This window comes from Pseudomonas sp. 22085 (assembly GCF_052045815.1).
Classification (GTDB): Bacteria; Pseudomonadota; Gammaproteobacteria; order Pseudomonadales; family Pseudomonadaceae; genus Aquipseudomonas; species Aquipseudomonas glycinae.
The window spans coordinates 19920-42861 of record NZ_JBQEQA010000003.1 but is presented as its reverse complement, the minus strand read 5'-3'; the positions used below and the strand labels follow the sequence as shown (position 1 = coordinate 42861).

Genomic DNA, 22942 nt, shown 5'->3' with positions numbered 1-22942 from the left:
ATGCACTTCAAGAAACTCGCTGCCACCCTGCTCATCTGCGCCATGCCGGCCGTCAGCCAGGCCCGTGACACGGCGGTCTACCTGCCGTTCGACAAGGCCGTCGCCGAAGCGACCCGCACCGGCAAGATCGACGGCAGCGTGAAGTTCTATCTGGCGGGCAACGCCCCGGCCGGCAAGGTCACCGTCGTCAGCCCCGGCGCCGTGACCAACAAGAAGACCAACGCCTTCAACAAGACCGACCAGGAAGCCTGCGAGTGGGTCGTGCAATCGGCGATCATCAGCCTGCACCAGGCCGCAAAAAACGCCGGCGCCAACGCCGTGACCAACATCGTCAGCTTCTACAAGAGCAACGAGCGCAAGGATGCGAAAACCTACGAATGCCACGCGGGCGCGATCATGGCCGGCGTAGCGTTGAAGGGCGATCTGGCGACGGTTAAGTAACGGCCGGAAACGACAAAGGGCGCCTTTCGGCGCCCTTTTTTTCATCTATTGCACAAAAAACTGCACACAAGGAAAGCTCAGCGTTTCTTTTCGGAAACGTCCCACATTCAGCGCATTTTCTACTCTGTAAGGTCAGTGGTGCCGCGATCAAGCGGCACACCTCAAGGACGAAAAAATGCGTAAAAAAGCGGTTATCGTTTTCAGCGGCGGTCAGGATTCAACCACCTGTTTGATCCATGCCTTGCCGATGTACGACGAAATTCACTGTATTACGTTTGATTATGGCCAACGCCATCGCGCAGAAATCGACGTAGCACGTCGACTAGCGAAAGAGTTGGGTGTGACTGCACACAGCGTGCTGGACGTGAAGGTACTCAACGACTTGACCATCAGTAGCCTGACGCGTGACAACATCCCCGTACCGTCCGCCAATTCATTCGGAAGCGATTTGCCCAACACGTTCGTACCTGGAAGAAACATTCTGTTTTTAACGCTGGCGTCGGTTTATGCGTATCAAATTCGGGCTCAGACTGTGATTACAGGTGTCTGCGAAACAGATTTTTCTGGCTACCCGGATTGTCGTGATGATTTCGTTAAAACGCTAAATGAAGCTATCAACTTAGGCATGGAATATGAACTGCAGCTTGAAACGCCATTGATGTGGCTGACCAAGGCCGAAATCTGGGCGCTGGCCAACTATCATGGCCAACTCGATTTTGTTCGCGAACATACACTGTCTTGCTATAACGGAATAAAGGCTAGTGGCTGTGAGGAATGTGATGCTTGTGGCCTTCGCTCGAAGGGGCTAGACGACTTCCTGAAAAACAAGAAAAAATTCACAAACAGTTTGAGATATCGATTGAGCTTAAGCTAACTCCCCAACGAACAGGAGGAGGAGCGTAATAACGCCCCTCCCCTGATGCCATTACGCGACCTTACTCTCCGCAACAAACCTTCTAAAAAGCGACCTTGCTCCGTACGCGGGAAAAACATTGAAAAATGCGAAAAACATCTTGATAGTGATTTGCACCATCACGATTGACAATATTTCATTACTCTCCAGCACACCATAAAAAGCTATAAAGCAAAAAAGTACACTATCGATCAAAACTGCAAAAAACGTGCTAAAAAAGACACGCAAAAAGAGATACTTGGAGTTTGTCAACTGCTTAATTTTGCACAAGAGGTATGAATTAATATATTCGGAAAACAGAAACGAAACCGATGAGGCCAACAACACCGAGGAAACATGCGATACCACCTCACCATAAGGTGCATCAAGTTTCCAATCCGGCACTCCCGGCATCATTTTTGCCGCACTCAACAATAAAATGATCAGCGCATTGCTCAGGAATCCAAAAAAAATTGCTCTTCTTGCTAGCTTGAACCCATACAACTCATTCAACATATCGACTACAAGAAAGGTTAGAGGATAGAGAAAAACTCCTGGAGTTAAAACGACGTCAAATTGCTCGATATATATCAGCTTCGTGGCACCAATATTCGAGAACACATACAACACCAAGAGCAACAGGTTTAATACAACGTAGACCATCCAGGATCGCTCATGCCGATCGGTCATATCATAGGCGGTCACGGCTGTACTCGTAGAATAATATTTCCTGTATATACTTTTGACTTCGGCTCTGCTGAGATTATCTATCAAATCACTTTTTATCAGCTCTGCCAATTTCAGTTTAATCAGCTTCCCGGTTGAGACAACCATTACTACAGCGAGCTTCTTATCCGGCTCAAACCCCAGCAGCTTATATTTGCTGCTTACAGCCTCAATACCTTCCGACATTAAACCTTTCCTCTATCAATTCCCCTATGACAAGTACATCAGCATCAAACTCCGAGTCGGCGACGATGGTAAGTTTTCTAGTACGCTTGTCATATACAAGCTTTTCACCCCTACTAATCGATACGCCTTTCCTAACTATCAGAAGGTCACCCACTTCATTGGCACCGACTATCTCACTCTCCAAAAGCACACCTATCAGATTACTCGCCGCTCCGAAGTAATAGGTCAAAGGTTGCGATATAGCCAATTCGCCAATCCTTTTCTCCAAACTCTGAAGCAACAAGCTTTCCTTGATGACCGGCACTGCGGCTGGATTCATATTCCCGTGCAAAGAAACAGTGGATTCAATTATCTCCCGCTCTTCAAAATCGACTGTTTCTATCTCTTTGTAAGACACCCCGAAAAAATCCGAGATCTTCCGGATTGTAGATTCCTGTACGTTAACCACTCTACCTTCCAGAATATTGTAGATGGTTGTCCTGGTTAACCCGCTGGAGCTACACAGTGAAATTCTTGTTTCACCTCGGCTTTCTATCAGGTACTTAATATTCTTTTTTAGTTTTTCTGTTTTTTCTTTCTTATGCATTAAATATCTGCCAATCACTTGATAGGTTGAAACGCATCCGCTACTCGTCGGAACTATGCAGAATGCTGCCATACGCGGATGAATTGTACATCCACAGCAGCATGTTTAATTCGATGTTGAATACCAAACACAATATAGAGGATAAATCCCACAGCATTTAGAGAGCTTACTTACATACACCTACAAAGAATCATTTAATTACACAAACGTTCAATTATTTGATTAATAGAAGCGAAATTATTAGTTATAAATACATTCGTCATCCACTTCCTTCGCTGAGCACCTATGAATAACTGGAGTTGGATGCCGCTATTCACTAAAAAACCAGAGGGAGTTCCGAAATGGAAAAAGTTGATTCCGACCACCCGCAATCCTTGGGCACAAGTAATCCAGACATGCTCGACCAAACCCGAACGACTGTCCCCGTCACCTCCCACCGCTTGCGTAAACAGGAGACGGTCAGCCACATTTTCACGATCCTGCCGGATGTCGACACTGAGTCATTGCTTTGCCATGCATGCGAAAACCTCGCTTCACTCAATGTCATGGCTACGAATCTCGCGGGCGAGGTAGAAGGGCCGCAGCGGAACATAACGTTGGCTATTCAGCAGCTCACCGTCCTGAGCGAGTTGCTGGTCAATAGGGCGCTGGACAACCTGGATCCGCCTTGAGAGAGCCCGCGCTTTCACGAAAAAAACACTGACTACCGAATACCCGCGCCTTTTACCTAATGGAGTTCTTCTGTCATGGATCGATACAGACCTATCACCGGAATTGACTGCGAAATACCTTCACTGCTGATCGACACTGAAGCACCACTGGACGTACTTCACGAAATAGCCGTCTATCGCATACGCACAGCGACACAGTTTCTCGAAAACCTGGCGTTCAGCGAGGGCATTTACAGTGAGTTGGCGAAGGTATTGGTCACATCGTTGCGCGATGGCTGCGACTTGTTGGATGTGATCGGGCGCAGATTGCAGGATGAGGTTTCGGCTTAGGAGTTAATGCAATCAAACCTTCAGAAACGACGAAGGGCGCCTCGGCGCCCTTGCACAAACAGGTTGGCTTGTCATCGCCTGTCACCTGTCTGGCTCTGCGATGGCTGGATGCCCAGGATCCTCAGAGTCTCACAAGCCCCTTTCGGGAACGCCGGCAGTATTGCCTGAAAAGGTACTCCCGACAACGCTGGCATTTCGCTGCACCTTCGCAAGCACCATCTACACTCGCTCAAACAGGCCAACGCACAGTGCCTGCCGGAACGGCGAGCCCGGTCGGTCAAGTACTCGCGGTTCTCTTTCACCGTCAAGGAGATGACCATGCAAGCGAAAGCCCTGATCACCGCCGCCCTTCTCGGTCTGCTGCCCGGCGCCAGCCACGCCACCAACCTGATGTACATGCCGTTCGAAACCGTTGTGTCGGATGCGATGCGCGCCGGGCGGCTGGATGGCAGTGTGAAGTTTTATCTGGTCGGCAACGGGCCTCAGGGGACTCAGCGGTTGTTGCAGCGCGGGGTGGTCAGCGACTTGAAGACCAACGGTTTCAACAAGAGCGATCACGACTCCTGCGAGTGGGTGTTGCAGTCGAATCTGATTGCGCTGCAAGCCGAGGCCAAGCGCGTCGGGGCGAATGCGGTGACCAACATCGTCAGCTACTACGACCAGCATGTGCGCAAGGATCTGAACACTTACGAATGTCGCGCCGGCATCTTTGTCACGCGGGTGGCGTTGAAGGGTGATCTGGTGCGGCTGCCTTGATCAACCAGCTTCAACCTTGCGCGTGAGCAGTTCGACAAATGCCTTGGCCATCGGCGATTTCTGGTCCTTGCGCTGCACCAGCCAAACCGCCGTCACGGCCTCGGGATCGAGCAGCGGCCGGTAGACCACGCCGTCGATGCGCATCCGCTGATACGAGGCCGGCATGACCGACACGCCTAGACCGGCTGCCACCAGACCGATGATGGTCATGGCTTCGCCGGCCTCCTGGGCAAAGTGCGGACTGAATCCCGCGTCGCGGGCCAGGCTGATCAACTGTGAATACAGACCACTGCCGTAACTGCGCGGGAAGAACACGAACGGTTCAAGTGCCAGCGCCGAGAGGAACAGCCCCTCTTCAGAGCCCTGCGCCAGCGGATGTTTGGAGCTGAGCACGGCCACCAGCGGCTCGCGCATCAGTTCGACCACGCTGAGCGAATCCGGCAACCCCAGCGGTCGCATGATGCCGACTTCGATCGATTCGTCCACCAGCGCGTCGGCGACCATGGTGCTACTCATCTCCCGTAGATTCAGGTGCACGGCAGGGAAGCGCTGGCGGAAGGAAAAAATCGCCTGGGGAATGGTCGAGTTGAACGGCGCCGACGAGGTGAAGCCGATCTTCAGCTCACCAAGTTCACCCAGTTGCGCGCGGCGAGCCACATCGGCCGCTTTATCGACTTGCGCGAGCACGAGCCGCGCTTCCTCCAGAAACAGCCGCCCGGCCTCGCTGAGCTCGACCCGACGATTGGTACGCTCGAACAGCCGCGCGCCGACTTCCTGTTCCAGCGCCTGGATCTGCTGGCTCAGCGGTGGCTGGGAGATGCCCAGCACCTGTGCGGCGCGGCCGAAGTGCAGTTCTTCGGCGACGGCGATGAAGTAGCGCAGATGACGTAATTCCATGGGCACCCCATTAGGTCGTTAAAGCTATCAAACAGGTCGAACAATATATTGGATAGAAACATTAGCCAGCTATATGATTTTTTCATTGCCTGTCTGCCCGCGCCCTCCGAGGTCTGATGTGAAAACCGCCGTCGCTCCACTGGCCCATGAAGTCCCGCCCGCTGCGGCGGACGATGTGATGACCGAACTGCAAGAGATCTACATCGAGAAAGGCACGCCCGCGTTCATGCGCACGGTGCTCGCGCTGTTCAGCGGAGGCTTCGCGACCTTTGCCCTTCTGTACTGCGTGCAGCCGATGATGCCGCTGCTGTCCCACGAATATTCGATCAACGCGGCGCAGAGCAGCCTGATCCTGTCGGTGGCCACCGGCATGCTGGCGTTCGGTCTGCTGATCACCGGCCCGATTTCCGATCGGGTCGGGCGCAAACCGGTGATGGTTGCCGCGCTGTTTGCTGCTGCGCTATGCACCATCGCCAGTTCGATGATGCCGAGCTGGCATGGCGTCTTGATCATGCGCGCGCTGATCGGGCTGTCATTGAGTGGCCTGGCGGCGGTGGCGATGACGTACCTGAGCGAGGAAATCCATCCGCAGCACATCGGGCTGGCGATGGGTCTGTACATCGGCGGCAACGCGATTGGCGGGATGAGCGGGCGGTTGATCACCGGCGTACTGATCGACTTCGTCAGCTGGCACACAGCGATGATGGTGATCGGCGGCCTGGCGCTGATTGCAGCGGCGGTGTTCTGGAAAATCCTGCCCGAGTCGCGCAACTTTCGCTCCCGCTCGCTGCACCCGCGCAGCCTGCTCGACGGCTTCACCATGCACTTTCGCGATGCTGGTCTGCCGCTGCTGTTCCTTGAGGCGTTCGTGCTGATGGGCGCGTTCGTCACCCTGTTCAACTACATCGGTTATCGCCTGCTGGCCGAGCCGTACCACATGGATCAAGTGTTCGTGGGGCTGCTGTCGGTGGTGTACCTGTCAGGCATCTACAGCTCGGCAAAAATCGGTTCGCTGGCCGACAAACTGGGGCGCCGCAAAGTGCTGTGGGCGACCATTGCGCTGATGTTCGCCGGCCTCGCCCTGACCATGTTCACACCGCTGCCGCTGGTGATCATTGGCATGCTGATCTTCACCTTCGGCTTCTTCGGCGCCCACTCGGTGGCCAGCAGCTGGATCGGCCGCCGGGCGCTCAAGGCCAAGGGCCAGGCGTCGTCGTTGTACCTGTTCAGCTATTACGCCGGGTCGAGCATCGCGGGGACGGCAGGCGGGGTGTTCTGGCACCTGGCCGGGTGGAACGGGATTGGCCTGTTCATCGGCGCGCTGTTGCTGGTGGCGCTGTTGGTGGCGTTGAAGCTGGCGAAGTTGCCGCCGCTGGGTGGCGTCAAAGCCTGATTCCCGCCCACAAAAAAACGCCCGGCATAAGCCGGGCGTTTTTGTTTTCTACCTTTAGCGCTGAGCGCCGATTACTCGTGATACTGCGCCGACAACTCGTGCACCGCACGCAGGAAAGCGCCAGCGTGTTCCGGATCGACTTCCGGCGTGATGCCGTGGCCGAGGTTGAACACGTGGCCGCTGCCCTTGCCGTAGCTGGCGAGGATGCGCCCGACTTCGGTGCGGATCGCTTCCGGCTTGGCGTAGAGCACGGTCGGGTCCATGTTGCCTTGCAGCGCGACCTTGTCGCCCACGCGGGCGCGGGCGTTGCCGATGTCGCAGGTCCAGTCCAGGCCCAGTGCGTCGGCACCAGCCTCGGCGATGCTTTCCAGCCACAGGCCGCCGTTCTTGGTGAACAGGATCACCGGCACCTTGCGACCGTCGTGCTCGCGGATCAGGCCGCTGACGATTTTCTTCATGTAGGCCAGGGAGAACTCCTGATACGCCGCCGCCGACAGGTTGCCGCCCCAGGTATCGAAGATCTGCACCGCTTGTGCACCGGCCTGGATCTGGCCGTTCAGGTACGAAGTCACCGACTGCGCCAGCTTGTCCAGCAGCAGGTGCATGGCTTGCGGGTTGTCGTAGAGCATCGCCTTGGTCTTGCGGAAGTCTTTCGACGAGCCGCCTTCGACCATGTACGTGGCGAGGGTCCACGGGCTGCCGGAGAAACCGATCAGCGGTACACGGCCGTTCAGTTCGCGGCGGATGGTGCTGACGGCGTCCATCACGTAGCCGAGATCCTTGTGCGGATCCGGGATCGGCAGGGCTTCGATGTCGGCCTGGGTGCTGACGACTTTCTTGAAGCGCGGACCTTCACCGGTCTCGAAGTACAGGCCCTGGCCCATGGCATCGGGAATGGTGAGGATGTCGGAGAACAGGATCGCCGCGTCCAGTTGCGGATAGCGGTCCAGCGGTTGCAGCGTGACTTCGCAGGCGAATTCCGGATTCATGCACAGGCTCATGAAATCACCGGCCTGGGCGCGGCTGGCGCGGTATTCCGGCAGGTAGCGGCCGGCCTGGCGCATCATCCACACTGGGGTGACGTCTACGGGTTGCTTGAGCAGGGCGCGGAGGAAACGGTCGTTCTTCAGGGCAGTCATGTCGGCATCCGGAAAAAAAGTGCGGGCATTTTCTCAGAGCGCGACGCAAAAGGCACGGATGCAGGTCAGCCTTTTGTCTATCGGGTCAATTTGTCGCGTTTTTTTCACAGAAGATCGTTCCCACGCTCCGCGTGGTAACGCCGCCAGTGACGCTCCGCGTCACGCCTTTTGGGACGCAGAGCGTCCCGGGAGGCATTCCCACGCAGACGGTTCGACGCCTCGACGTGGGAACGATCAGAGGAAGGTTTAGACGCCCAGGTAATCCAGGATCCCTTCAGCCGCATTGCGGCCTTCGAAGATCGCCGTCACCACCAGGTCGGAACCGCGCACCATGTCGCCACCGGCGAAGATTTTCGGGTTGCTGGTCTGGTGCTTGTACTGACCCTGCTCGGGCGCAACCACGCGGCCCTGGCTGTCGGTCTGGATCTCGAACTGTTCGAACCATGGCGCCGGGCTCGGGCGGAAACCGAACGCGATGACCACGGCGTCGGCCGGGATGATCTCTTCGGAGCCCGGGATCGGCTCGGGGCTGCGACGGCCACGGGCGTCCGGTTCGCCGAGACGGGTCTCGACCACCTTCACGCCTTCGACCTTGTCCTCGCCGACGATGGCGATCGGCTGGCGGTTGTAGAGGAATTTCACGCCTTCTTCCTTGGCGTTTTTCACCTCTTTGCGCGAGCCAGGCATGTTCGCTTCGTCACGACGATAGGCGCAGGTCACCGATTTGGCGCCCTGGCGGATCGACGTGCGGTTGCAGTCCATCGCCGTGTCGCCACCGCCCAATACCACGACCTTCTTGCCTTTCATGTCGACGAAATCTTCCGGCGACTTTTCAAAGCCCAGGTTGCGGTTGACGTTGGCGATCAGGAAATCCAGCGCGTCATAAACGCCCGGCAGATCCTCACCGGCAAAACCGCCCTTCATGTAGGTGTAGGTGCCCATGCCCATGAATACGGCATCGTATTCGGCGAGCAGTTGCTCCATGGTCACGTCCTTGCCGACCTCGGTGTTGAGGCGGAATTCGATGCCCATGCCGGTGAAGACTTCGCGGCGATTGCTCAGCACGGTCTTCTCAAGCTTGAATTCGGGGATGCCGAAGGTCAGCAGACCACCGATTTCCGGGTTCTTGTCGAACACCACCGGAGTCACGCCGCCGCGCACCAGCACGTCGGCACAACCGAGGCCCGCCGGGCCCGCGCCGATGATCGCGACACGCTTGCCGGTCGGTTTGACCTTGGACATGTCCGGGCGCCAGCCCATGGCGAACGCGGTGTCGGTGATGTACTTCTCGACCGAACCGATGGTCACCGCGCCGAAGCCGTCGTTGAGGGTGCAGGCACCCTCGCACAGACGATCCTGCGGGCACACCCGGCCGCAGACTTCCGGCAGGGTGTTGGTCTGGTGCGACAGCTCGGCGGCCTGGAGGATGTTGCCCTCGGCCACCAGCTTCAGCCAGTTCGGAATGAAGTTGTGCACCGGGCACTTCCATTCGCAATACGGGTTGCCGCAACCCAGGCAGCGGTGGGCCTGGTCGGCCGACTGCTGGGGTTTGAACGGTTCGTAGATTTCCACGAACTCTTTCTTGCGTTGACGCAACAGTTTCTTCTTCGGATCCTTGCGCCCGACATCGATGAACTGGAAGTCGTTATTCAGACGTTCAGCCATTGTTAAAACCTCATCAAACTCTTCAGGCGCATATCACTGCGGGTTGGCACGGGTGCTGGAAAGCAACGACTTCAGGTTGGCAGCCTTCGGCTTGACCAGCCAGAAACGACGCAGGTAGTCATCGAGGTTCTCGGCGAGCTCACGACCCCACTCGCTGTCGGTTTCCGCGACGTACTCGTTCAGCACGTTCTGCAGGTGGCTGCGATAGGCTTCCATCGCTTCGCCGCTGATCCGCTGGATTTCCACCAGTTCGTGGTTGACCCGGTCAACGAAGGTGTTGTCCTGGTCGAGCACGTAGGCGAAACCGCCGGTCATGCCAGAGCCGAAGTTGTAACCGGTCTTGCCCAGTACGCAGACAAAACCACCGGTCATGTACTCACAGCAGTGATCGCCAGTGCCTTCCACAACCGTGTGGGCACCGGAGTTGCGCACGGCGAAACGCTCGCCTGCGGTGCCGGCGGCGAACAGCTTGCCGCCCGTGGCGCCGTACAGGCAGGTGTTGCCGATGATGGCGCTTTCCTGAGTCTTATAAACGCTGCCCTTCGGCGGCACGATGGTCAGCTTGCCACCGGTCATGCCTTTGCCGACGTAGTCGTTGGCGTCGCCTTCCAGGTACATGTTCAGACCGCCGGCGTTCCACACGCCGAAGCTCTGACCGGCAGTACCCTTGAAGCGGAAGGTGATCGGCGCTTTCGCCATGCCCTGGTTGCCGTGCTTGCGCGCGATTTCGCCGGAGATCCGTGCGCCGATCGAACGGTCGCAGTTGCAGATATCCAGATCGAACTCGGCGCCGCTGAGATCGTTGATCGCCGACGTTGCCATCTCGACCATTTTCTCGGCCAGCAGGCCCTGGTCGAAGGGCGGGTTGCGCTCGACGCCGCAGAACTGAGGCTTGTCCGCCGGGATGTGATCGCTGCCCAGCAGCGGGGTCAGATCCAGGTGATGCTGCTTGGCAGTCTGCCCTTCGAGAATTTCCAGCAGATCGGTGCGGCCGATCAGCTCTTCGAGGGAACGCACGCCGAGCTTGGCCAGCCACTCACGGGTTTCTTCGGCGACGTAGGTGAAGAAGTTCACCACCATGTCGACGGTGCCGATGTAGTGATCCTTGCGCAGCTTCTCGTTCTGGGTCGCGACGCCGGTGGCGCAGTTGTTCAGGTGGCAGATGCGCAGGTATTTGCAGCCCAGCGCGATCATCGGCGCAGTACCGAAGCCGAAGCTTTCGGCGCCGAGGATGGCTGCCTTGATCACGTCGAGGCCGGTCTTCAGGCCGCCGTCGGTCTGGACCCGAACCTTGCCGCGCAGGTCGTTGCCGCGCAGGGTCTGGTGGGTTTCGGCCAGGCCGAGTTCCCACGGAGCGCCAGCGTATTTGATCGAGGTCAGAGGCGAAGCACCGGTGCCACCGTCGTAGCCGGAGATGGTGATCAAGTCCGCATAGGCCTTGGCCACACCGGCGGCGATGGTGCCGACGCCTGCTTCAGCCACGAGTTTCACCGAAACCAGCGCCTTCGGGTTGACCTGTTTCAGGTCGAAGATCAGCTGCGACAAGTCTTCGATCGAATAGATGTCGTGGTGCGGCGGTGGCGAAATCAGGGTCACGCCCGGCACTGCGTAACGCAGCTTGGCGATCAGCCCGTTCACTTTACCGCCCGGCAGTTGCCCGCCCTCGCCCGGCTTGGCGCCCTGGGCGACCTTGATCTGCAGCACTTCGGCGTTGACCAGGTATTCCGGGGTCACACCGAAACGGCCGGTCGCGACCTGTTTGATTTTCGAGCTCTTGATAGTGCCGTAGCGCGCAGGGTCTTCGCCGCCTTCGCCGGAGTTGGAACGCGCACCGAGGCGGTTCATGGCTTCGGCCAGGGCTTCGTGAGCTTCCGGCGAAAGGGCGCCCAGCGAGATACCGGCGGAGTCGAAGCGCTTGAGCACCGATTCCAGCGGCTCGACTTCACTGATGTCCAGCGGAGTGTCGAGAGTCTTGACCTTGAACAGGTCGCGGATCATCGACACCGGACGGTTGTCCACCAGCGAGGTGTATTCCTTGAATTTGGCGTAATCGCCCTGCTGCACGGCGGCTTGCAGGGTGTTGACCACGTCCGGGTTGTACGCGTGGTATTCGCCACCGTGGACGAACTTCAGCAGACCGCCCTGCTGGATCGGCTTGCGCGGACTCCAGGCTTCGGTAGCCAGTGCTTTCTGCTCGGCTTCGATGTCAACGAAACGCGCACCCTTGATGCGGCTCGGTACACCACGGAAGCTCAGCTCGCAAACTTCCTCGGACAGGCCGATCGCTTCGAACAACTGAGCACCGCGATACGACGCGATAGTCGAGATGCCCATCTTCGACAGGATCTTCAACAGACCTTTGGTGATGCCTTTGCGGTAGTTCTTGAACACCTCGTAGAGGTCGCCCAGTACTTCGCCGGTCCGGATCAGGTCGCCCAGCACTTCGTAGGCCAGGAACGGGTAGACCGCCGAGGCGCCGAAACCGATCAGCACGGCGAAGTGGTGCGGATCGCGGGCGGTGGCGGTTTCAACGAGGATGTTGGAGTCGCAGCGCAGGCCTTTTTCGGTCAGGCGATGGTGCACCGCGCCGGTGGCCAACGAAGCGTGGATCGGCAGTTTGCCCGGAGCGATATGACGGTCGCTCAGAACGATCTGGGTACGACCGGCACGCACGGCTTCTTCAGCCTGATCGGCGACGTTGCGGATCGCCGCTTCGAGGCCGACGCTTTCGTCGTAGTTGAGGTCGATGATCTGCCGCTCGAAACCCGGGCGGTCGAGGTTCATCAGCGAACGCCACTTGGCCGGGGAAATGACCGGCGAGCTGAGGATCACGCGCGAAGCGTGTTCCGGCGATTCCTGGAAGATGTTGCGCTCGGCACCGAGGCAGATTTCCAGCGACATCACGATCGCTTCACGCAGCGGGTCGATCGGCGGGTTGGTCACTTGGGCAAACTGCTGACGGAAATAGTCGTACGGCGTGCGCACGCGCTGGGACAGCACGGCCATCGGCGTGTCGTCGCCCATCGAGCCGACGGCTTCGTAGCCTTGCTCGCCAAGCGGACGCAGTACCTGATCGCGCTCTTCGAACGTGACCTGATACATCTTCATGTATTGCTTGAGCTGATCGACGTCGTAGAAAGCCGAACCGTGATCGTTGTCTTCCATGGTCGCCTGGATGCGCAGGGCATTCTTGCGCAGCCATTGCTTGTACGGATGACGGGATTTCAGACGGTTGTCGATCGCGTCGGTGTCGAGGATCTGCCCGGTTTCGGTGTCCACGGCGAAGATCTGGCCCGGGCCGACACGGCCCTTGGCGAGCACGTCTTCAGGCTGGTAGTTCCAGACGCCGATTTCCGACGCGAGGGTGATGAAACCGTTCTTGGTGGTGACCCAGCGCGCCGGGCGCAGACCGTTACGGTCGAGCAGGCACACCGCGTAGCGACCGTCGGTCATGACCACGCCGGCCGGGCCGTCCCACGGCTCCATGTGCATCGAGTTGTACTCGTAGAACGCACGCAGATCCGGGTCCATGGTTTCGACGTTCTGCCACGCTGGCGGAATGATCATCCGCACGCCACGGAACAGGTCGATGCCGCCGGTGACCATCAGTTCGAGCATGTTGTCCATGCTCGAGGAGTCGGAACCGACACGGTTGACCAGCGGGCCGAGTTCTTCCAGATCCATCAGATCGTTGGTGAACTTGGTCCGACGGGCCTGAGCCCAGTTGCGGTTACCGGTGATGGTGTTGATCTCGCCGTTATGGGCGAGGAAGCGGAATGGCTGAGCCAGCGGCCATTTCGGCAGGGTGTTGGTGGAGAAGCGCTGGTGGAACACGCAGATCGCGGTTTGCAGGCGCTGGTCACCCAGGTCCGGATAGAACGCGGCCAGGTCGGCCGGCATCATCAGGCCTTTATAGATGATGGTCTTGTGGGAAAAGCTGCAGATGTAGTGGTCGGTGTCGGCGGCGTTGGCCACGGACGAGCGACGACGGGCGCTGAACAGCTTGACCGCCATATCCTGATCGCTCAGGCCTTCGCCGCCGATGTACACCTGCTCGATCTGCGGCAGGCGCTCAAGGGCCAGGCGGCCGAGGACGCTGGTATCGATCGGCACTTTGCGCCAGCCGATCAGTTGCAGGCCTTCGGCCAGGATCTCGCGGTTCATGTTCTCGCGAGCGGCTTCGGCCTTGGCCGGATCCTGATTGAAGAAGACCATGCCCACGGCATATTGCTTGGGCAGCTCGACGCTGAAGGTTTCCTGGGCAATGGCACGCAGGAACGCGTCGGGCTTTTGAATCAGCAGACCGCAACCGTCACCGGTCTTGCCGTCGGCATTAATCCCACCGCGGTGGGTCATGCAGGTCAGGGCCTCGATGGCCGTTTGCAAAAGGGTATGACTGGGCTCGCCCTGCATATGGGCTATCAGGCCGAAACCGCAGTTATCCTTGAATTCATCTGGTTGGTACAGACCTGCTTTCATAGACACTTTCTCACCAGGCTGCCTCTTACCGAGGCAAATTTCTTTTCAATTCAACCACTTGCTTGCCGCGCCGAACGTACGCCGGCTTTGCGGGGGCAAAAGGGTGGTCATTGTACACAGCGACACAGAGGCTCACAAATTTGACGACGAAATGTCGCAAATTCATGTCGCATTTGTGAAAGGTTTAAAGCGATCTGCTGTGCTAGTCAAAACTTTTTTAATTTTGACCGCAACGACTCAAAGACTACTGTGACGCAGACACCACAAGGCACGCGGTCTGTAGAGACGGCGCGCACTTGTAGAGATTTTGAGGTGCTTGGAGAGGCGGCCTGGGTAAGGCCGCCGAATCTTCAGCGAGTTGTTGCCAGTTCCTGTTGGACGCTGGCGACAGTGCGAGGCCAAGGTTTACCAGCCTGAACCTTCGCTGGCAAGGCCTTGATGGCAGAAACGGCTGCATCACGATTGGCGAAGTTGCCGTAGGTGATCACGTAGAGAGGCTTGCCGTTGAGGACTTTCTTGAAATAACGGTACTCGCCGCCCTGCTCCTTGACGAAGTTTTGCGCGGTCGCTTCGGAGCTGGTACCGAGGATCTGCACCACGTAGTTGCTGGTCGGCTGACCGGCGTACCAGCTGCCACCGGCAGCCTTGGCGACGGTGACCGGCTTCTCGGCCGGTTTGGCGGCGGCAACAGGCTTGGCAGGCGCCGGAGCCGGTTTGGCCGCTGGAGCTGCCGGAGCAGGCACAGGCTTGGCGGTAGCGACCTGGGTCGGCGCCGGGGTCGGCTTGGCCGCCGGGACAGGAACCGGAACTGGCGTAGGAGCCGGACCGGCCTGAACGCCCGCGGGTGGCGCGGTGGTGGTCACGGTCGGTGGCGTGTTGCTGGAACCTTCGACCGGCACGCCGTCGTCGCCCTCAGTGATGCCCCCAGCGGCTTCAGCCAGCGGACCGCGCATTACCGGCTGCGAGTTGCCGACCAATGGCAGCGGCATCGGCTGGGTATTGCCGTTGAATTCGACGGACGGTGCGCCACCCGCTTGCGGCGCACCCTGGCCCAAGGGCAGTTGCGCCTGCTCGTTGGCCGGCGCACCGGTGGTCGGTGCCTTGTTGCGACCCGGCATCAGCCAGGCGGCAGCGACCGCGACCACAACGACGGCGGAAATCGCCAATACGTGTTTCTTCGGCATGTTGAACCCCATACTTGGACGCTTGACCGCAGAGCGGCTGGCAATCATGACTTCGATCAGAGCATCGCGAGCAACCTGGTTGATGTTGCCCGGCCAACCCTCGGAGCTTTCGTGAATATCAGAGATCTGATCCGCGGTGAAAAGTTCGACACCCCGGCCGGCGCCTTCAAGCCGCTGGTCGAGATACTCGCGGGTTTCTTCTTCGGTGTACGGCTGCAATTCGATGACGTGGAAGCGCTCTTCCTCAAGGTGCAAAGCCTCGAGCTGTGCGATCAGCGACGACTCACCGAACAGGAACACATGCGGGCGACCTTCCGGCGCGCCGGCGCCCAGCGCCATCAGCGCTTCAAGCGCGGACTCGTCGAGCTGCTCGGCATCGTCCACCAGCAGATAGACTTCCTGCCCCGTCAGCGCCAGCTGCACGACCTGATCGAGGATCGCCCCGACTTCGGCCTGGGCCACGTCCAGCGCCTGGGCGATCTGGCGCAGCACACCGGCTGCATCGCCGGCGCCACGGGCGGAAACGACGACGCTCTGCACCGATTGCTTGTTGGTACTGGCAACCAGCGCCTGGCGCAGCAGGGTCTTGCCGCTGCCCTGCGGGCCAGTGACCACCAGCAGCAACTGACTGTAACGAGCCAAGTGATGCAGTTGACCCAGCACCGGCTTGCGCTGGGCCGGGAAGAATTTGAAGCCCGGCACCCGCGGTGCGAAAGGGTCGTGACTTAACTGGAAATGGCCGAGGAACGCCTCGTCGGCATGCAAACTAGTCATCGGAATCTTATTAACCTTTAAGCTGAGCCAGAGCGCGGTAATCCGCTCCCAGCGTGGCCTGTAGAACCTCTTTCGGATAATCGTCGGTCACCACCGCTTCGCCCATCCGGCGCAGCAGCACCAGGCGCAAGCGACCGTCGATCACTTTTTTGTCAATTGCCATGTGTTCAAGAAAATCGGCTTCGGTCATCTCTTCCGGCGGAATCACCGGCAGACCGGCACGCTGGAACAGGCGGATGCCACGATCGCGCTCCTGCTCGCTGATCCAGCCCAGGCGCGCGGACATTTCCAGCGCCATCACGGTGCCAGCGGCGACCGCTTCACCATGCAACCAGACACCATAGCCCATGTGGGTTTCGATGGCGTGGCCAAAGGTGTGGCCGAGGTTGAGCGTGGCCCGTACGCCGGTTTCCTTCTCGTCGGCGCCGACCACCGCCGCCTTGGCGGCGCAGGAGCGTTCGATGGCATAGGTCAGGGCCGCTTGATCCAGCGCACGCAGGGCGTCGACGTTGTCTTCGAGCCAGGTCAGGAACGGCTCGTCGCAGATCAGACCGTACTTGATGACCTCCGCCAGGCCAGCCGAGAGCTCACGCGCTGGCAGGGTCTTCAGGGACGCGGTATCGATCAGCACCACGTTCGGCTGATAGAACGCGCCGACCATGTTCTTGCCCAGCGGATGGTTGATCCCGGTCTTGCCGCCCACCGAAGAATCGACCTGTGACAGCAGCGTGGTAGGAATCTGGATGAAATCGACGCCGCGCTGGTAGCAGGCGGCGGCGAAACCGGCCATGTCGCCGATCACACCGCCACCGAGGGCGATCACCGTGGTGCGGCGGTCATGACGGGCGGTCAGCAGGCCGTCGAAGATCAGTTGCAGGGTTTCCCAGTTCTTGAAGGCTTCGCCGTCGGGCAGCACCACGGAAACCACCGAAAACTGCGCCAGGCTGCGGGTCAGACGTTCGAGATAGAGCGGCGCAACGGTCTCGTTGGAGATGATTGCCACTTGCCGCCCATGGATATGCGGGGCCAGCAGCTCTGGCTGGTCCAGCAGTCCCTCGCCAATGTGAATCGGGTAGCTGCGCTCGCCTAGGTCGACCTTGAGTGTCTGCATGTGTCCCCACAGTGAAGATGGAAGCAGGCGTCCTGCCCTGAATTATTGGTTGTCTGCGGCCTATAGCGGGTATGACGCCGCTCGCTCGCCATCCGCCACAACCTCGGCGGGCTGTAACAGGACGCCGAGGATAGCGCATTTCGAGCGATGCTTTAACGGGGCGGAAGCTGCGCCAGGCGGTCGAGAATATCGAGCACGACCATGCGCGGTGGCCGCTCGTCGGTTTCCACCACCAGATCGGCGATTTCCCGATAGAGCGGATCACGGATCGCCAGCAGATCGCGCAGGGTTTTCTCCGGATTGGCGGTGCGCAGCAACGGCCGGTTGCGGTCGCGAGAGGTGCGGCCGACTTGCTGTTCGACGGAGGCGTGCAGATACACCACCCGCCCGCCCTCGTGCAGGGCCTTGCGGTTGGCATCGCGCATCACCGCGCCGCCGCCGGTCGCCAGCACCACGCCGTCGAACGCGCACAGCTCGGCGATCATCGCCTGCTCACGGTCACGAAAGCCGGGCTCGCCTTCCTTGTCGAAGATCCACGGAATATTGGCGCCCGTACGCAGTTCAATTTCCTTGTCGGAATCCTTGAACGGCAGGCGCAGCTCTTTGGCCAGTAATCGGCCGATGGTGCTTTTTCCAGCCCCCATCGGTCCTACAAGAATCAAATTTCGCACAGAATCAACGACTCACAGCAATCGCCTGGTTATTCATGATACGCGGAGTGAGAAAGACCAGCAGCTCGGATTTTTTCTCCGAAACCACATCACGCCGGAAAAGGCGGCCAAGATACGGCACATCGCCAAGAAATGGCACCTTATCTACAACCTTGCTTTGAGTATTTGAGAAAACGCCCCCGATCACGATGGTCTCGCCGTCGTTCACCAGCACCTTGGCATTGACCTCGTTTTTCTTGATCGGCGGTACATCCTGCACTTTGTTCAGATAGTCCGGTTCGTCCTTGGTGACCTTGACCTCCATGATGATGCGGTTGTCCGGGGTGATCTGCGGCGTCACCTCCAGCGACAGCGACGCCTCCTTGAAGGACACCGACGTAGCGCCGCTGGAGCTGGCTTCCTGGTACGGAATCTCGGTGCCCTTGAGGATCTTCGCGGTTTCCTTGTCGGAGGTGACCACCTTGGGCTGCGAGACGATTTCGCCGTTGCCGGTCTTCTCCATCGCGGTCAGCTCAAGGTCGAGCAAGACGTTGTCGGTGATGAACGCGATGCCGATCCCGGACGTGTTGTTGACCGTGCCCATGTCGACGAACGGCGAGTTGGTGCTGGTGCTGCCCGGCGTGCCAATGGTGGTCGACGAACCGTTGCTGACCCCGGAAGTGTTCCAGTTGCCCTTGTTCTGAATCGAACCTCCCCAGCGCACGCCCAAGCTCTTGTCGTAATCGACGTTGGCCTCGACGATCCGCGCCTCGATCATCACCTGACGCACCGGAATATCCAGCTGCGCCACAATCCGCCGCAGTTCGTCGAGGCGATCCTGAGTCTGGTAGGCAATGATGTTGTTGGTCCGCTCATCGACGGTGATCGAACCCCGTTCGTCGACCTTCGCCTCGGCGCTGGTGACCGACTGGAACAGCTTGGCGATGTCCGCGGCCTTGGCGTAGTTCACTTGCAACAGCTCGCGGCGCAACGGCGCCAGTTCGGCGATCTGTTTCTGCGATTCCAGCTCCTGCCGCTCGCGCGCAGCGATTTCATCGGCCGGCGCCACCAGCAACACGTTGCCGACCTTGCGCTTGTCCAGGCCTTTGGTCTTGAGCACCAGATCCAGCGCCTGATCCCACGGCACGTTTTGCAGCCGCAAGGTGATCCCGCCCTGCACCGTATCGCTGGCCACCAGATTGAGGTTGGTGAAGTCGGCGATCAGTTGCAGCACCGAACGCACATCGATGTCCTGAAAGTTGAGAGAGAGCTTTTCGCCGTTATAGCTGTTGCGGTCGGCGTTGCGCTTTTGCAGGTCATCGACGGTCAACGGCCGGATGCTGACGGTCAGCTTGTTGTCGGTCTGGTAGGTGGAATAGTCGAACGTACCGCTGGGTTCGACGGTGATCGTCGCGCGATCACCGCTGACACCGGCATTGACGAACTGCACCGGGGTGGCGAAATCCTTGACGTCGAGGCGCACCCGCAGCGGCTCGGGCAATTGGGTACGCGCGAAATTGAGGATGATCTTGCCGTCGTGTTCCTGAATGTCCGGGGCAATGGCCGGGTCGGACAGATCAATGACCACATTGCCCTCACCCGCCGTGCCACGCTGGAAATCCACGCCGCGAATGGCCCTGGCGGTCGGCGTATACGTGCGGACCGGCGCTGCCGCCGGTGCCGCACGCGGTGCACGAGCCGCCGTACGCGGAGCAGCGGTTTTGCTGCCCTGCCCGACCACCACGAATACCGTATTGCCTTCGACCCGGGTGTCGTAAGGCGCCAGTTGCGTCAGGCTGATGATCAGCCGCGTCCGGTTATTGGCCTCGACCACCGTGGCCGTGCGGGCATTGCCGCTGCCCAGGTCACGGGTCTTGCTCGCCAGCTGACTGGCGACACCCGGCAGATCGAGGGCGATCCGCGCCGGCGAATCGGTGGTGTAGCCTTTGGGCTGCGGAGGCGGGCCGTCGAACGACAGCTTCAACTCGACCCGGTCGCCCGGCAGTGCCGCGACGTCCAGCGCCTTCAGATTGGCTGCCTGTACCATCGGCGAAAGCAGCGCTATCCATAGCGAGAAACCGAGGGTGGAGAAAATCCTGTTCATTGTTCGACTTCCACTTATGAATGCTCTTTCAAAGGAATGGTGCGCGGCCGCTCAAGCCAGGCGCCCTGGCCGTCCGGAACGATCTCCACCACTTCGACCTGTGAAGCGCTGATGGCGACGATGCGCCCGTCGTTGCGCCCCAGATAGTCGCCGACCTTGAGCCGATGGACCCCGCCCGCGCCTCGCAGCAGGGCGAAGGAACCGGAGGCGTTGGCAATCGTGCCGACCATTTCAAACTGCTCGATGTTGAAACCTTCGAGGTATTGCTTGACCCGGTTGGGATCGGGTTTCACGTCGCGCGAACCGTGTTTCTGCCCGGCCAGATCGACCCGCAACTGGCGCGAAAACGGACTGCGCAGATTGGCGGCGCTGTAGGTGAACGTCGGGTAGGAGCGGAAGGTCGGAGTCGGCTCGATCTTGCCCGGCGGACGCAGGCGCACTTCATTCATGTAGGCGTCGAGGTCGCTGAAGTCATCGCCGCCACAGCCACCGAGCACCAATAACAATGCCGACAAGGCGATAAAACGGATCGGGCTCATTTCTGCAGCCCCTTGTCGTTGTAGCGGTAGGTCTTGGCGAGAATGCTCATGCGCAACTTCGGCCCGCCTTCGGGATTGGCCGGCGCCAGCTCGAAATCGTGCAGGGTGACGATCCGTGGCAGCCCGGCCACGCCGCTGACGAAGGTGGCAAGGTCGTGATAGGCCCCGGTCACGGTGATCTGGATGGGCAGCTCGATGTAGAACTGCTGGGTGACCTCCGGCAGCAGTTTGATCTCTTCGAATTCAAGACCGCTACCCAACCCGGTACGGGTGATGTCTTCCAGCAACCCTGGCACCTCGGTGTCACTGGGCAGTTGCCGCAACAGCACGCCGAACGAGTTTTCCATCTCCTTCATCTGCTGGGTGTATAGCTCCAGATTGGCCGCCATGTGCGCCTTGCTCGCGAATTGCTCCTTGAGGGTGACCTCCTCCTCACGCTTGAGCTCGAGCTGGCTCTCCAGGTCACTGATGAAAAAGTTATAGCCAAGCGCCAGGACCAGCACCATCAACAGCCCGCCGGCCAGTGTTTTGACCACTGGCGGCCAGGAGCCGATGTTGCTGGTATCGAGGTCGTTGAAATCGACATTGCGCAGGCTGTCCAGCCACTCGGACGGCTTCATTGGTCGTCCTCCTCGAGCCGGGGACGAGTCTGGCGAACGGTCAGCTGAAAGACGTTGGCCTGATCCACCTGGCCAGCGGTGGTGGCTTTCACTTCATTGAGGTTGGGCGCATCGAACCAGTCGGAGGCGTCGAGGTTGCGCATCAGGTCGGACACGCGATTGTTGGACTCCGCCGCGCCGCTGATCGACAGGGTCTTGCCGACCATTTTCACGTCGGTGAAATACACCCCGTCGGGCAAGGTGCGCGCCAGCTGATCGAAGATCCGCCCGCTGATCTGCCGGTTGCCCTGCAAGTCCTGGATGATGCGCATGCGCTCCACCAGTTGCTGGCGATGGGCCTTGAGCTCGCTGATCTGTTTGATCCGCTCGTCGACCACGGCGATCTGCTTGCCGATGTAGTCATTGCGCGCGACCTGCCGGGCGATGGCGGCGCTGATGATCTGATCGGCAATGAGCACCGCCCCCACCGAACCGACCACCACACCGGTCAAGACCAGCAGGAAGCGTTTGCGCCGTTCTTCGCGGCGCTCCTCGCGCCAGGGTAAAAGGTTGATCCGCGCCATCAGTCGAAACTCCTGAGCGCGAGCCCGCAGGCAATCATCAGGGCCGGCGCATCGCTCGCCAGGGCCCCGGCGTTGACCTTGCTGCTCAAGGCCATGTCGGAAAACGGGTTGGCAACCTGGGTCGGCGTGTTCAGGCGCTCTTCGATCAGCCGGTCGAGGCCGGGCACCGACGCCGTGCCGCCGGCCAGCAGAATGTGGTCGACAGCGTTGTACTGGCCGGAGGCGAAAAAGAACTGCAGGGAGCGCGACACCTGCTGCACCAGCGCCTCGCGAAACGGTTGCAGCACCTCGCTGACGTAGTCGTCCGGCAGGCCGCCCTGCTTCTTGGCGAGCCCCGCCTGTTCAAGGGTCAGGCCATAACGGCGCTGGATTTCCTCGGTCAGCTGTCGGCCGCCGAACAGTTGTTCGCGGGTGTAGATGATCCGGCCGTTGTGCAGGACGCTGAGGGTGGTCATGGTGGCGCCGATGTCGACCACCGCCACCGTCAACCGATCCTGGGACGCGGCCAGTTGCGTGGCCAGCAGGCCGAACGAGCGCTCCAGCGCATACGCCTCTACATCCACCACCCGCGCAGTCAGCCCGGCGAGAGCGAGCGCCGCTTCGCGGACTTCGACGTTTTCCTTGCGACAGGCGGCCAGCAGCACGTTGACCCGTTCAGGGTTGCGCGGCGAAACGCCCTGGACTTCGAAGTCGATGGCGACCTCGTCCAGCGGATAGGGAATGTATTGATCGGCTTCGATCTTGAGCTGGTTTTCCAGCTCGTCGTCGGACAGCCCGGCGTCCATCTCGATGACCTTGGTGATCACCGCCGAGCCCGCCACCGCCACCGCCACGGTTTTCAGCCCGGTGCGCGCCTTGACCAGCACCCGGGACAGGGCCTGGCCGACGCCCTCGAGTTCGGCGATGTTCTTTTCGACCACGGCGTTCGCCGGCAACGGCTCCACCGCATACGCCTCGACCCGGTAGCGCTCCCCCTGACGGCTCAGCTCCAGCAGCTTCACCGACGTGGAGCTGATATCGATCCCCAGTAACGTATTGGCCTTTTTATTGAAGAGTCCTAGCACTACCAATTCCCTATGACTTTCCGTGAGTTACGGACTCTGTAATGCGCATTGCGTTCCCTCGCCCCGTCTTGACAGAAGCGCAAATGACGCCCCCAGCGGAAAAGTGCTTATAATGCCCAGCGTTTTTTTCCGCTTTTTACTGCCGGCGCGGGTCGTTCTGTGTGTTAGCCGG

20 protein-coding genes are annotated in these 22942 nt (G+C 59.5%); 6 read left to right on the top strand and 14 right to left on the bottom strand.

What is annotated here, in order from left to right:
- Together ACTJK7_RS04120 and queC are read left to right on the top strand one after the other, a co-directional pair.
- A complete protein-coding gene (locus tag ACTJK7_RS04120) occupies nt 1-441 on the top strand; it encodes an excinuclease (RefSeq protein ID WP_074689575.1) in 441 nt (146 codons plus the stop codon).
- A gap of 175 nt (nt 442-616) precedes the next feature.
- Nucleotides 617-1315 (top strand): 7-cyano-7-deazaguanine synthase QueC, encoded by a 699-nt coding sequence (queC, locus tag ACTJK7_RS04115; RefSeq protein WP_108559214.1) that lies wholly within the window; start codon nt 617-619, stop codon nt 1313-1315.
- A 51-nt stretch (nt 1316-1366) separates the two neighbouring features.
- Here queC and ACTJK7_RS04110 read toward each other — a convergent pair whose 3' ends face one another.
- Both ACTJK7_RS04110 and ACTJK7_RS04105 read right to left on the bottom strand, forming a co-directional pair.
- Complete coding sequence (locus ACTJK7_RS04110; RefSeq protein ID WP_108559212.1) at nt 1367-2245, bottom strand: queuosine precursor transporter; 879 nt, start codon at nt 2243-2245, stop codon at nt 1367-1369.
- Complete coding sequence (locus ACTJK7_RS04105) at nt 2229-2831, bottom strand: helix-turn-helix domain-containing protein (protein ID WP_108559210.1); 603 nt, start codon at nt 2829-2831, stop codon at nt 2229-2231. Before ACTJK7_RS04105 ends, ACTJK7_RS04110 begins: the two co-directional genes overlap by 17 nt.
- A 341-nt stretch (nt 2832-3172) precedes the next feature.
- Here ACTJK7_RS04105 and ACTJK7_RS04100 point away from each other — a divergent pair, with 341 nt between their 5' ends.
- From ACTJK7_RS04100 to ACTJK7_RS04090, 3 genes are all read left to right on the top strand, one after another.
- Nucleotides 3173-3502: a DUF6124 family protein gene (locus ACTJK7_RS04100; RefSeq protein WP_108559208.1), complete on the top strand. Its 330-nt coding sequence runs from the start codon at nt 3173-3175 to the stop codon at nt 3500-3502.
- 75 nt (nt 3503-3577) lie between these two features.
- Nucleotides 3578-3832, top strand: a complete 255-nt coding sequence (locus ACTJK7_RS04095; RefSeq protein ID WP_108559205.1) for a hypothetical protein — start codon at nt 3578-3580, stop codon at nt 3830-3832.
- Nucleotides 3833-4150: 318 nt separating this feature from the next.
- Nucleotides 4151-4588: a hypothetical protein gene (locus tag ACTJK7_RS04090; RefSeq protein WP_064382846.1), complete on the top strand. Its 438-nt coding sequence runs from the start codon at nt 4151-4153 to the stop codon at nt 4586-4588.
- Here the strand turns inward: ACTJK7_RS04090 and ACTJK7_RS04085 are convergent, their stop codons facing one another.
- On the bottom strand, nt 4589-5485 hold the full coding sequence (locus ACTJK7_RS04085) for a LysR family transcriptional regulator (protein ID WP_039766450.1): 897 nt from the start codon (nt 5483-5485) through the stop codon (nt 4589-4591).
- Nucleotides 5486-5663: 178 nt separating this feature from the next.
- Here ACTJK7_RS04085 and ACTJK7_RS04080 point away from each other — a divergent pair, with 178 nt between their 5' ends.
- Nucleotides 5664-6878 (top strand): MFS transporter, encoded by a 1215-nt coding sequence (locus ACTJK7_RS04080; protein WP_234420622.1) that lies wholly within the window; start codon nt 5664-5666, stop codon nt 6876-6878.
- Between the two features lie 71 nt (nt 6879-6949).
- On the opposite strand, the gene hemE is transcribed toward ACTJK7_RS04080, so the two are convergent.
- From hemE to ACTJK7_RS04025, 11 genes are all read right to left on the bottom strand, one after another.
- On the bottom strand, nt 6950-8017 hold the full coding sequence (gene hemE / locus ACTJK7_RS04075; RefSeq protein WP_440779995.1) for a uroporphyrinogen decarboxylase: 1068 nt from the start codon (nt 8015-8017) through the stop codon (nt 6950-6952).
- Nucleotides 8018-8263: 246 nt separating this feature from the next.
- Complete coding sequence (locus tag ACTJK7_RS04070) at nt 8264-9682, bottom strand: FAD-dependent oxidoreductase (RefSeq protein ID WP_007909438.1); 1419 nt, start codon at nt 9680-9682, stop codon at nt 8264-8266.
- Nucleotides 9683-9715: 33 nt separating this feature from the next.
- Complete coding sequence (gene gltB / locus ACTJK7_RS04065; RefSeq protein ID WP_064382840.1) at nt 9716-14161, bottom strand: glutamate synthase large subunit; 4446 nt, start codon at nt 14159-14161, stop codon at nt 9716-9718.
- A 350-nt stretch (nt 14162-14511) separates the two neighbouring features.
- Complete coding sequence (locus tag ACTJK7_RS04060) at nt 14512-16119, bottom strand: AAA family ATPase (RefSeq protein ID WP_064382839.1); 1608 nt, start codon at nt 16117-16119, stop codon at nt 14512-14514.
- 10 nt (nt 16120-16129) lie between these two features.
- Nucleotides 16130-17230 (bottom strand): 3-dehydroquinate synthase, encoded by a 1101-nt coding sequence (gene aroB, locus ACTJK7_RS04055; protein ID WP_129972288.1) that lies wholly within the window; start codon nt 17228-17230, stop codon nt 16130-16132.
- A 152-nt stretch (nt 17231-17382) separates the two neighbouring features.
- Nucleotides 17383-17901 (bottom strand): shikimate kinase AroK, encoded by a 519-nt coding sequence (aroK, locus tag ACTJK7_RS04050; protein WP_011332081.1) that lies wholly within the window; start codon nt 17899-17901, stop codon nt 17383-17385.
- A gap of 4 nt (nt 17902-17905) precedes the next feature.
- Nucleotides 17906-19984 carry a type IV pilus secretin PilQ gene (pilQ, locus tag ACTJK7_RS04045; RefSeq protein WP_085654412.1) on the bottom strand — a complete coding sequence of 693 codons (2079 nt, stop codon included), beginning with the start codon at nt 19982-19984 and terminating at the stop codon, nt 17906-17908.
- A gap of 14 nt (nt 19985-19998) precedes the next feature.
- Nucleotides 19999-20523, bottom strand: coding sequence for a pilus assembly protein PilP (locus ACTJK7_RS04040; protein ID WP_039766425.1), 525 nt, complete (start codon nt 20521-20523; stop codon nt 19999-20001).
- On the bottom strand, nt 20520-21143 hold the full coding sequence (pilO, locus tag ACTJK7_RS04035) for a type 4a pilus biogenesis protein PilO (RefSeq protein WP_085654413.1): 624 nt from the start codon (nt 21141-21143) through the stop codon (nt 20520-20522). The genes ACTJK7_RS04040 and pilO overlap by 4 nt, the downstream gene beginning before the upstream one ends.
- On the bottom strand, nt 21140-21706 hold the full coding sequence (locus ACTJK7_RS04030) for a PilN domain-containing protein (RefSeq protein ID WP_440779997.1): 567 nt from the start codon (nt 21704-21706) through the stop codon (nt 21140-21142). The genes pilO and ACTJK7_RS04030 overlap by 4 nt, the downstream gene beginning before the upstream one ends.
- Nucleotides 21706-22770: a pilus assembly protein PilM gene (locus ACTJK7_RS04025; RefSeq protein ID WP_085746416.1), complete on the bottom strand. Its 1065-nt coding sequence runs from the start codon at nt 22768-22770 to the stop codon at nt 21706-21708. The genes ACTJK7_RS04030 and ACTJK7_RS04025 overlap by 1 nt, the downstream gene beginning before the upstream one ends.
- Nucleotides 22771-22942 lie beyond the last annotated feature (172 nt).

Excerpts from the sequence above, each read along its gene's own strand:
- ACTJK7_RS04095 (WP_108559205.1), top strand. The coding sequence starts at position 3,578 with ATGGATCGATACAGACCTATCACCGGAATTGACTGCGAAATACCTTCA.
- ACTJK7_RS04090 (WP_064382846.1), top strand. The coding sequence starts at position 4,151 with ATGCAAGCGAAAGCCCTGATCACCGCCGCCCTTCTCGGTCTGCTGCCC.
- ACTJK7_RS04070 (WP_007909438.1), bottom strand. The coding sequence starts at position 9,682 with ATGGCTGAACGTCTGAATAACGACTTCCAGTTCATCGATGTCGGGCGC.
- ACTJK7_RS04105 (WP_108559210.1), bottom strand. The coding sequence starts at position 2,831 with ATGCATAAGAAAGAAAAAACAGAAAAACTAAAAAAGAATATTAAGTAC.
- pilO (WP_085654413.1), bottom strand. The coding sequence starts at position 21,143 with ATGAAGCCGTCCGAGTGGCTGGACAGCCTGCGCAATGTCGATTTCAAC.
- ACTJK7_RS04110 (WP_108559212.1), bottom strand. The coding sequence starts at position 2,245 with ATGTCGGAAGGTATTGAGGCTGTAAGCAGCAAATATAAGCTGCTGGGG.
- pilQ (WP_085654412.1), bottom strand. The coding sequence starts at position 19,984 with ATGAACAGGATTTTCTCCACCCTCGGTTTCTCGCTATGGATAGCGCTG.
- ACTJK7_RS04120 (WP_074689575.1), top strand. The coding sequence starts at position 1 with ATGCACTTCAAGAAACTCGCTGCCACCCTGCTCATCTGCGCCATGCCG.
- ACTJK7_RS04080 (WP_234420622.1), top strand. The coding sequence starts at position 5,664 with ATGACCGAACTGCAAGAGATCTACATCGAGAAAGGCACGCCCGCGTTC.
- aroB (WP_129972288.1), bottom strand. The coding sequence starts at position 17,230 with ATGCAGACACTCAAGGTCGACCTAGGCGAGCGCAGCTACCCGATTCAC.
- ACTJK7_RS04060 (WP_064382839.1), bottom strand. The coding sequence starts at position 16,119 with ATGACTAGTTTGCATGCCGACGAGGCGTTCCTCGGCCATTTCCAGTTA.
- queC (WP_108559214.1), top strand. The coding sequence starts at position 617 with ATGCGTAAAAAAGCGGTTATCGTTTTCAGCGGCGGTCAGGATTCAACC.
- hemE (WP_440779995.1), bottom strand. The coding sequence starts at position 8,017 with ATGACTGCCCTGAAGAACGACCGTTTCCTCCGCGCCCTGCTCAAGCAA.
- ACTJK7_RS04085 (WP_039766450.1), bottom strand. The coding sequence starts at position 5,485 with ATGGAATTACGTCATCTGCGCTACTTCATCGCCGTCGCCGAAGAACTG.
- ACTJK7_RS04040 (WP_039766425.1), bottom strand. The coding sequence starts at position 20,523 with ATGAGCCCGATCCGTTTTATCGCCTTGTCGGCATTGTTATTGGTGCTC.
- ACTJK7_RS04030 (WP_440779997.1), bottom strand. The coding sequence starts at position 21,706 with ATGGCGCGGATCAACCTTTTACCCTGGCGCGAGGAGCGCCGCGAAGAA.
- ACTJK7_RS04100 (WP_108559208.1), top strand. The coding sequence starts at position 3,173 with ATGGAAAAAGTTGATTCCGACCACCCGCAATCCTTGGGCACAAGTAAT.
- gltB (WP_064382840.1), bottom strand. The coding sequence starts at position 14,161 with ATGAAAGCAGGTCTGTACCAACCAGATGAATTCAAGGATAACTGCGGT.